Annotated in this window: 1 protein-coding gene; it reads right to left on the reverse strand. The window is 46.0% G+C overall.

Annotated features, from left to right (window positions below; translation table 11 throughout):
• On the reverse strand, positions 1-485 hold a 485-nt coding region (locus tag ACG94X_RS16800; protein ID WP_419384800.1), incomplete at both ends, for a phage baseplate assembly protein V.

Here is a 485-nt window from a genome sequence, read left to right on the forward strand (position 1 = left end):
GGATGACGTTGTGCTTCATGAATACGACCCACCACAAATGGTCGGTCAATATTGCCATCAAAGAAGTCAATAACGACAATCTCACCAATACGGGGTAGGAATCTCACACCATAGCCTTCGCCCGCCCATGGCGTCAGGACATCAACCCAAGCGGAGTCGGTATCGTTGTCATTCGAGCCTGCACCACCGTCATGAGTGTTGTCTTCGTTCCGTGTGAAAAGAAAGCGAACCTTGATACGCCCCCACTCATCGACATGAATTTCTTCACCGCTATTACCTACGACTTTGGCACGCATTGGATATGCTGTTGGTCTTTGGGTGAGAGGATTATATTCAGGTACGGTGGTGATGTTACGTCGTTGTAATACCAGATTGTTGGCTTGGCGTTCGTCTTGGTTATTGGTTTTTATTTGGGTTTGTTGCCAATTACTTTGTTGTAGCAGAACTGTGACTTGATCAGTTAAGTCTTTCGGAAGATTATTTTG

This window comes from Acinetobacter psychrotolerans, assembly GCF_048552595.1.
GTDB lineage: Bacteria > Pseudomonadota > Gammaproteobacteria > Pseudomonadales > Moraxellaceae > Acinetobacter.